The sequence below is a fragment of the Flavobacterium sp. 9AF genome (assembly GCF_902506265.1).
GTDB lineage: Bacteria > Bacteroidota > Bacteroidia > Flavobacteriales > Flavobacteriaceae > Flavobacterium.
Genome location: NZ_LR733603.1, coordinates 1 through 8475, shown reverse-complemented (window position 1 = coordinate 8475; position 8475 = coordinate 1). Strand labels below are relative to the sequence as shown.

Here is an 8475-nt window from a genome sequence, read left to right as displayed (position 1 = left end):
ATCTTAGGCATCTAATGACAAAGAATTGCTTTTCTTGTGATTAATTTTAATCTTAAATACTATTGAATTTAAAATAACAAAGAGCCACAACTGTTGAGTTGTGGCTCTTCGCTTTTAAACCTAATTATAACGCATTTATAAATTAAGTCATAAAATAATTTCTCTTAATCTTCTGTGACTAACACTAGGCAAGGTTTAAGTTGGGGATTAATATTTGTATAATAAACTAACCAATTCCTTAAATGTTCTACTTCGTAAGGCAATAATTTTTTTATTGCTTTTTTTAACTCTTTCATGAAAAGGTCGGGATCAAAACTTACTTTTTCGAGTACACTTTTTGTGTAATCATATATCATTCTAGGCATAATTTAGTAGGTAAAAATTAATATTAGATTGAAACTCAGTATAAAAGTAATTCAAAAAAACTAAAAAAGCTAGTTTAAAATGTTAAAATTATCGACAAAGAGCTATTTTTTATCGACAAAGTGCAAAATATAAGAATTTTCTTTTTGAAAATAATGTTAAAACTCCATTCGACTTAACACATCCATAACAAAATCATGCATCACTCCTCTATAATCCATATGGGTCACCATTCTTAATTTTCCTTGCCCCATAGAAGAAATTAAAATACTTTTTTGTTTTAACGTTTCCATAAAAACTTTTTCATCCACTCTAGCATCTAAAGTAAAAATCACAATATTAGTTTCAACGGGTGCTACTTCTTTAATCCAAGATTTAGAAGCTAAAACTTGTCCTAACTCTCTCGCTCTCTGATGGTCTTGTGCCAAACGAGAAATGTTATTTTCCATAGCATATAAACCTGCAGCTGCCAAATATCCAGCCTGACGCATATTTCCACCAAATAATTTACGAATGCGTATCGCTTTCTTAATATCTTCGGAAGAACCCACTAAAACCGAACCTACAGGTGCTCCAAGGCCTTTGGATAAACAAACTGAAAGGGTATCAAATAGTTCACCAAAATCGGTTGGTTTCTGATTTTTTGCAACCAATGCATTCCATAATCTCGCACCGTCTAAATGGTATTTTAAACCCTGTTCTTTACAAACTTGCTTTATTTTTTGCAATTCCTCTAATTCATAACAAGCACCACCCCCTTTATTCGTCGTGTTTTCTATGCTTACTAATCTGGTAGTTGGTGCATGATAAAATTCTGGGTCATTGATAACTTGTCGCACTTGTTCTGCTGTTATTTTACCTCGATCTCCATCGACTAAATGACAAGAAACACCACTATTAGCAGCAACTCCTCCTCCTTCATATAAAAAAATGTGTGACCATTTATCACAGATTACCTCATCTGCAGGTCTAGTATGCAATCGAATGGCAGTTTGATTGGCCATCGTTCCACTAGGAAAAAATAAGGCTGCTTCTTTACCAAAAAGTTGCGCGGTATAACGCTCTAATTCATTAACTGTTGGATCTTGTTTAAACACGTCGTCACCCACTTCGGCTTGAAACATAGCTTCCAACATACCTTGTGTTGGTTTCGTTACTGTATCACTAATTAAATTTATTTCCATAAATCAAAAGGAATGTTCTATTTTTGTGATGTAAAACTACAATATTTATGATAAATACAGAACAAGTCAGAGATATTATTGATCGCCTTGGTGCGTTAAGGAGGTATCTTTGACATCGATAGAAAACTTATCGAAATAACAAACGAAGAAGAAAAGACATTTGCTCCCGATTTTTGGAACAATGCAAAAGAAGCTGAAATCGTAGTAAGAGAAATTCGTTCTAAAAAGAAATGGGTGGACGACTACAATAAAGCGGTAGAACTCTCAGAAGAACTTCAAATAATGTTAGACTTTTTCAAAGAAGGAGAAGTTACAGAACAAGAACTGGAAGAGTTGTACGACAAGACCATTACTCATATCGAAGATATTGAGTTTAGAAATATGCTTTCAGACGAAGGAGACAGCATGAGTGCCGTATTACAAATTACGGCCGGTGCGGGTGGTACAGAAAGTTGTGATTGGGCTTCCATGTTAATGCGAATGTATCTAATGTGGGGCGAAAAGCAAGGGTATAAAATTAAAGAATTGAACTTTCAAGAAGGTGATGTTGCTGGTATAAAAACAGTAACCCTAGAGTTTGAAGGTGAATTTGCATTTGGTTACTTAAAAGGTGAAAATGGCGTGCATCGCTTGGTGCGCATATCTCCTTTTGATAGTAATGCGAAAAGACATACTTCTTTTGCTTCCGTTTATGTCTATCCATTGGTTGATGACACGATTGAAATTGAAATTAATCCTGCAGATATCGAAATCACAACGGCTCGCTCTAGTGGTGCAGGTGGACAAAATGTGAATAAAGTGGAAACTAAAGTACAGTTAGTTCATAAACCTACTGGAATTCAGATTCAATGTTCAGAAACACGTTCACAACATGATAACCGTCAACGTGCGTTACAAATGTTAAAATCACAGTTGTATGAAATTGAATTGAAAAAACAATTAGCACAACGGGCAGACATTGAAGCTAGTAAAATGAAAATTGAATGGGGTTCACAAATTAGAAATTATGTGATGCAACCCTATAAACTTGTAAAAGATGTGCGTACAGGTGTTGAAACTAGTGACGTTGATGCAGTAATGAATGGTGAAATCGATAAATTCTTAAAAGGCTATCTCATGATGATGGGACAAAAAGCGGAAGAATAACATGGTAAATAGAAGAGGCTGTCTAAAAAGTCTACAAATATTCATTCTGAATTTATTTTAGAATCTTAAAATTTTGATTATTAGTTTAATTTAGAATTTGAAACAAATTCAGGTTAACAAAAATCATTACTTTTTGGACAGCTACTTTTGATTAATTGTAATAAAATATCCTTTGCTAAAAAAATCAATTTTGCTCTTGCATTGCTCTAATTTTATCAACGATATTCTCTCCTTTAAAATTTTCTAAATACCATTTTACCAGTTGGCTCGTTGGACTATTCGGATATTCTTTAAGAAATCGATTAAATTCATTCAGATTTTCTTCATAAATATATATATCTTCTTTATCAGAATATTTTTCAGTGGTAGGTGTATTATCTAAACCTAATAAATAATCCCATTGATATGATTTATAAACTTCTTTTACGCTTTGTAAAAGTGTAGAATTTGGAAACTGACTCATAAAATTTTCCCAAGCTATTATTCTGTCTCCTAAATCTTTAAAACTAATTGCCAAACCTGCATCAGCTGAATAAAGCTCTTTATTTTCTTCGCTTATTATATATAAGTAACTTTTATAATCATCACTTACCTGATTTTTAAATATTTTATAATAAAAATCAGGTTTTGGTGAAATTTCAACATAACCTTCGCCTAATTCTTCAATGCGCAAATCGTGTTCATCTAATTTATCTATCAAGTTTTTAACTTTAATTGCATTTTCATCTTCACTATAAAAATTTTCTAATAAATTAGATTCATTCTCATTTATTTTATTTAAAATAGATTGATTTTCTTCAAAATATTCTTCATACAGTTTATCAGCTTCTTCGTTAGTAAGCTTCTCTAATTTTAAAATAATCTCTTGTTTTCTTTTTGAAAATAAGTCTAAAAATTCACTTGAATTATTTTCTACTAACGTATCCTTTTGTACAAGAGTATCATTTACTATGATTTCTTCTTGTTTTAAACTATTATCTTTTTTATCATTACATGAAAAAAGTAAGAAAGGTAAAATGGCAATAAAAATTTTCTTTTTCATTTTTGTTTACTGTGTCTATTATGCATCAAATATAATCATTCAAAGCAAATATTTTTTTAACTTTACAGTAAATAAATCATACCTAACTATAACCGTTTAAAATCATTCGCAGCCGTCAATTCCACAATTCAATCCCTTGTTATTAGCATCAACAATAAATGCTTTTTCAAAGTTCCCTTCTTGCCATGTTTTTTCAAGAGCTCCTAAAAATGTTTCTTCTGGTTGTGCACCCGAAACAGCATATTTATTATCAAACACAAAGAAAGGAACACCTTGAATGCCTATTTCTTTTGCCATTGTAATATCATTTTCTACTTCATCTGCATATGCATTAGAATGTAATACACTTTCCACTTCATTTCTTTGCATACCTACTTTTTGCCCTAGTTCACTTAAGGTATTTAAATTATGAACATCTTTGCCTTCTGTAAAATAAGCTTTAAACAATTGCTCTTTTAATTCGTTTCCTAGATTATATTTTTTTGCCAAGTGCAATAAACGATGCGCATGGAATGAATTAGCCATAATGGCTTTATCAAAGTGAAAATTCAATCCTGCACTCCTAGCTGTCTGTGTAACATTTTCAGTCATTTGAGTAGCCCAATGAATATCTTTCCCATATTTATTTGCTAAATGTTTTACTACATTATCGTTTTCTGAAGCTTTAAAATTAGGATCTAATTGAAAACTTTTCCATTCAATAATTACATTATCTTTATGAGCAAAATTATTTAAAGCCGCTTCTATTCTTCTTTTTCCTATATAACAAAAAGGACACATGATATCGGACCAAATTTGTATTTTCATTTTATCGTTCATACTTCATATATTTGTATATACAAATTTACAACAACAATTATGAGTAATAAAATGGTTTAAGAGAACCTTAACTTACTTTGACTGTTTTACATTTAAATTTTCAAGATAAAGTTTATGCATAAAATAATCCGGCTTTTTTTCTAAAGTAGCGTCATGCTCATAAACATTAATTGTTTTTGTTATAAAATTAATTTCTGAAAATCTAAGCCTATTTTCATTTGAGTTTTCTAAAAGAACAACACAATTATCATTTTCCCAAAAAGCATCTTCAACCCATTGTAAAGCGCCTCTAAAGGCAATTCTATGAATGGTTTTATCCTCTAAATTGACTAAAGCAACTTCTTGATCAACATCCATTACTATTTCATTATTTCCATCTAATGTCCATTGGTAACTATCTAAATCAATATATTTTTTTTCAGCAGGATTAAATCGTAAAAAAGGTAAATAAATAGAGTCAAATTCTTTATCAAAAACGCCAAAAATTGTTCCTTTTGAAACAATTAAGGTATCCTTTTTAAGAAACTTGAATTTGTTTATAGAAAAATTGCTGTCTTTTTGCTTATAATACGAAGTCCATTGATTCCATATTTTATTATCAACAAAATCAGCTATTCTTGTTTCTTTGTTTCTATTTTCATCAATGCCAAATGGATTTTCATTTTTACCCTTACAAGAAATACAAAATAAAACCAATAAAACGCTATAAATTGTGAACTTCATTTGCACTTTATCTTTCAACTTGTAACACTTTCTCATAAGCTCTTCGAGCACTTCCTCTAAAATAAACTTCTCCGCAATAAATATAATCTAATCGATCAAAAATAGACATCATGGCATGATTATCGAAATTCGTATCTGCTTTCACGCTGTAAATATTATTTTCTAAGGCATATTTTTCAATATAGATTATCATTAATTTAGCTAAACCTTTTCCTAAATAATCTTCTGCAATAGCCACGCGATGAAATACCACAAAATCTTCATCAGTAACCCACTTACCTACTATTTTAGCATATTCAGGTTCGTCATTAATTAATACAGCAGTATAACCTATGATTTTTTGATTATCCGTTAATACAAAACCAATTTCTTTCTCAATATCATTTTGGATAACATCTGGATTTGGATAACCATCTTGCCACTGATTACTACCGTCTTCTTTTCTTCTCTGAATCGCTTTTTGAAGTATTACCCATATTTCAGATAAATCGTTTATTTTGGCTTTTCTAAATTGATAATTGTCTTGCATTTTTCAATAATGTTGGATGTGTTTTTAATTTACAAATCATTTCTCAAAATGATCTTAAATTCAAAGATACTTCAAAATGATATTCAATAAGAATAAAAGTACTCGTTAGATATATATATTCTTATTCTTTATCATTTTATCTAATCTAATAGCTATTTCTTTAAATTCTATGTTCCTATATCCAGCAAATAATCAAAACAAATCACATAAGCTAACTGAAATTATAATTTGGAAGGTGTGCTTTAAAATTTTAGCCATTTAAGAAATCTTAATCTTTAAAAAAATCTACATTTTTTCTGTATTAGTATTAACAGTGATTGATGTTTAAAAACAATATTTTTGTAGAAACAAATAAAAAAACAACATTATGAAAATCCCAAATCTGAGAATTAGGTATTATTTCCTAATTCTAATCACTTCGGTGTGCTTATCTTCTTTTGCTCAAACCCAGCCTTTCCCAGCTAACAAAGTATATTCTTATGGTTTAATGCCAACGAATAGAAATTTTCAAGATGCAGCTGCGAATTACAACATTTGGAAAACAAATTTTTTAGAATCATGTGGTAATGGCCGTTACCGAGTTAAATTTGATAACCCTAACCAAACGGTCTCGGAAGGCATTGCTTATGGCATGCTTCTTACTGCTTATGCAGGAGAAAGAACTATTTTTGATGGTCTTTGGAATTATTACAAAGACAATAGAAATGCCCAAGGTTTAATGAATTGGAAAATTAACGGTTGTAATGGTGGACCTGCAGGAACTGGAGGCGCTACCGACTCTGAAGTGGATGCTGCTATGGCTCTTATCGTTGCTGATTTTCAATGGGGTTCTTCTAGTGGTATCAATTATAGCAATGATGCTAAGTCTTTAATTAGCGCTATAAAAACTCATGAAGTAGAATCTGGCAGTTATATACTAAAACCGGGGCAGTTTGGTGGATCTTCAATTACAAATCCTTCCTACTTTGCTCCTGCGTATTTTAAAAAATTTGCAACTTTCACAAATGATTCATTTTGGAATACTGTTGCCAATAAATGTTATGAAGTGATCAACAATAATCTTTCTGTCAATAATGCAGCTGGAGGATTGGTATCCGACTGGTGTACGGGTTCTGGTAATTATTCAAGTGATGCAAGCGGTTATGCAAATGGAGGAACTAAATATTCTTATGATGCTGCTAGAACTCCTTGGCGTATAGCCGTTGATTATGCTTGGTATGGTGATACTCAAGCCAAAACCTATTCAAAAAAATCTTCTGATTTTATTAGAATAACTAAAAATGGTTCACAAAATATAGTAGATGGATATAATCAAAATGGAAGTAATTTTGGCCAATATCATAATTCAACCTTTGTAGGTGCTTTTGCTTCCGCGGCTATTGCTGGTGAGAATCAAACACATTTAAATAATTCTTACACCGATTTAATTGGGATAAACGAACCTTATTCTTATTACAATCAAACCCTAAAAACCATCTATTTGTTCTTTTTAAGTGGTAATTTTTATTTACCAGATGGTAATACTCCTCCGCCTCCATCAAATAACCTTGTAAGTGGAGCCATCTACAAAATTATAGGTAAACAAAGTGGAAAAAGTGTTGATGTAATGGATGTCTCCAATGCAAATGGTGCCAATATACAACAATGGTCTTATGGTGGTGGAGACAATCAAAAATGGAGAGCTGAATTGGTATCAACTGGTATTTGGAAACTAATTAGCATATATAGTGGCAAATGTCTAGAAGTGGGTGCTTATTCAAATACAGATGGCGGAAACATACAACAATGGGATTATGTAAATCATAGTTATCAACACTGGAACATTACAGATACGGGAGACGGCTCTTTTAAGGTCATAAATGTAGGTAGTAATAAAGCCATGGATGGTGCAGGAACTTCAGATGGAGCGAATATCCAGCAATGGTCTTATGGTGACGGTAACAATCAAAAATGGTTTTTTGAACGAGTGGATGGCGGAGTGAATAGAGAAACAAATATAACGATACTTGAAGAAAACAATTTTCAAAAAGTATTTCCAAATCCTACAACAGGTTTAGTTTCAATAGAAGCAAATACTGAAACCAAAATCCAAATATTTGATTTATTAGGTAAGAATGTACATGAAGAAAAAAGCACTTCTAACAGCATTACAACAATAGATTTAAATCATTTAAAAACAGGAATTTACATAATAAAAAGCACCTATAAGGAAACAAGTACTACTCAAAAATTAATTATAGAGAGATAAATATCATTTTTTTAAGAGGCTGTCCAAAAAGTACAATATTGTCAAGCAGAACTTGTTTCAGCTTCTATAAATTATTTGATTTTCAACTATTATTAGATTCCGAAATCGAAGATTCAACGAAGTTAAATAAATTTGGAATGACAAATCAAGACTTTTTAGACGGTCTCTTTTATTTCTATTATTTACTAAAAGGTATAATTTAAGGCATTTTTAACTTTTTCATTAAAACTAATATTTTAACTAAAAAAAAATATTTTTACAACCTTAAAACAAGTTAGGTTATTCTTTTTACAATCTTTGGTTTTTTTTATTCTTTTATCGATGATTACAATTCTCTTAACGGATGCTTAAATCTTTTAAATCAGCTATTTAATTATACTTTATTTAAATTAAATGAATTAATTTTGCACCCCGAAAAAAG

The 8475-nt window shown here is 30.8% G+C and carries 7 protein-coding genes; 2 read left to right on the top strand and 5 right to left on the bottom strand.

Going from position 1 to position 8475, the window contains the following annotated elements:
• Positions 1 to 521: 521 nt before the first annotated feature.
• Entirely contained in the window at positions 522 to 1547 is a 1026-nt protein-coding gene (locus tag HALO113_RS16875; RefSeq protein WP_159780309.1) for a low specificity L-threonine aldolase, read from the bottom strand.
• Positions 1548 to 1594: 47 nt separating this feature from the next.
• Between HALO113_RS16875 and prfB the strand changes: the two genes are divergently transcribed.
• Positions 1595 to 2693 (top strand): peptide chain release factor 2 gene (prfB, locus tag HALO113_RS16870; protein ID WP_159780308.1). Its coding sequence is split into 2 segments (ribosomal slippage): positions 1595 to 1657 and positions 1659 to 2693, totalling 1098 coding nucleotides; the frame shifts between segments, so codons are not numbered across the junction.
• A gap of 184 nt (positions 2694 to 2877) precedes the next feature.
• On the opposite strand, the gene HALO113_RS16865 is transcribed toward prfB, so the two are convergent.
• The 4 genes from HALO113_RS16865 to HALO113_RS16850 all read right to left on the bottom strand — a co-directional run bounded on the left by HALO113_RS16865 (position 2878) and on the right by HALO113_RS16850 (position 5806).
• Positions 2878 to 3735 (bottom strand): hypothetical protein, encoded by an 858-nt coding sequence (locus tag HALO113_RS16865; RefSeq protein WP_159780307.1) that lies wholly within the window; start codon positions 3733 to 3735, stop codon positions 2878 to 2880.
• Between the two features lie 102 nt (positions 3736 to 3837).
• The gene (locus HALO113_RS16860) at positions 3838 to 4554 is read right to left on the bottom strand and encodes a DsbA family oxidoreductase (RefSeq protein WP_159780306.1); all 717 of its coding nucleotides are present in this window, start codon (positions 4552 to 4554) and stop codon (positions 3838 to 3840) included.
• 72 nt (positions 4555 to 4626) lie between these two features.
• Positions 4627 to 5277: a hypothetical protein gene (locus tag HALO113_RS16855; RefSeq protein WP_159780305.1), complete on the bottom strand. Its 651-nt coding sequence runs from the start codon at positions 5275 to 5277 to the stop codon at positions 4627 to 4629.
• A 7-nt stretch (positions 5278 to 5284) separates the two neighbouring features.
• Positions 5285 to 5806, bottom strand: coding sequence for a GNAT family N-acetyltransferase (locus HALO113_RS16850; RefSeq protein ID WP_159780304.1), 522 nt, complete (start codon positions 5804 to 5806; stop codon positions 5285 to 5287).
• 367 nt (positions 5807 to 6173) lie between these two features.
• Between HALO113_RS16850 and HALO113_RS16845 the strand changes: the two genes are divergently transcribed.
• The gene (locus tag HALO113_RS16845; protein WP_159780303.1) at positions 6174 to 8054 is read left to right on the top strand and encodes a glycosyl hydrolase family 8; all 1881 of its coding nucleotides are present in this window, start codon (positions 6174 to 6176) and stop codon (positions 8052 to 8054) included.
• The last annotated feature ends 421 nt before the right edge of the window (positions 8055 to 8475 follow it).

Bases quoted from the DNA above. Each gene is read 5' to 3' on its own strand.
- HALO113_RS16875 (WP_159780309.1), bottom strand. From the start codon at position 1,547: ATGGAAATAAATTTAATTAGTGATACAGTAACGAAACCAACACAAGGT.
- HALO113_RS16865 (WP_159780307.1), bottom strand. From the start codon at position 3,735: ATGAAAAAGAAAATTTTTATTGCCATTTTACCTTTCTTACTTTTTTCA.
- HALO113_RS16860 (WP_159780306.1), bottom strand. From the start codon at position 4,554: ATGAACGATAAAATGAAAATACAAATTTGGTCCGATATCATGTGTCCT.
- HALO113_RS16855 (WP_159780305.1), bottom strand. From the start codon at position 5,277: ATGAAGTTCACAATTTATAGCGTTTTATTGGTTTTATTTTGTATTTCT.
- HALO113_RS16850 (WP_159780304.1), bottom strand. From the start codon at position 5,806: ATGCAAGACAATTATCAATTTAGAAAAGCCAAAATAAACGATTTATCT.
- HALO113_RS16845 (WP_159780303.1), top strand. From the start codon at position 6,174: ATGAAAATCCCAAATCTGAGAATTAGGTATTATTTCCTAATTCTAATC.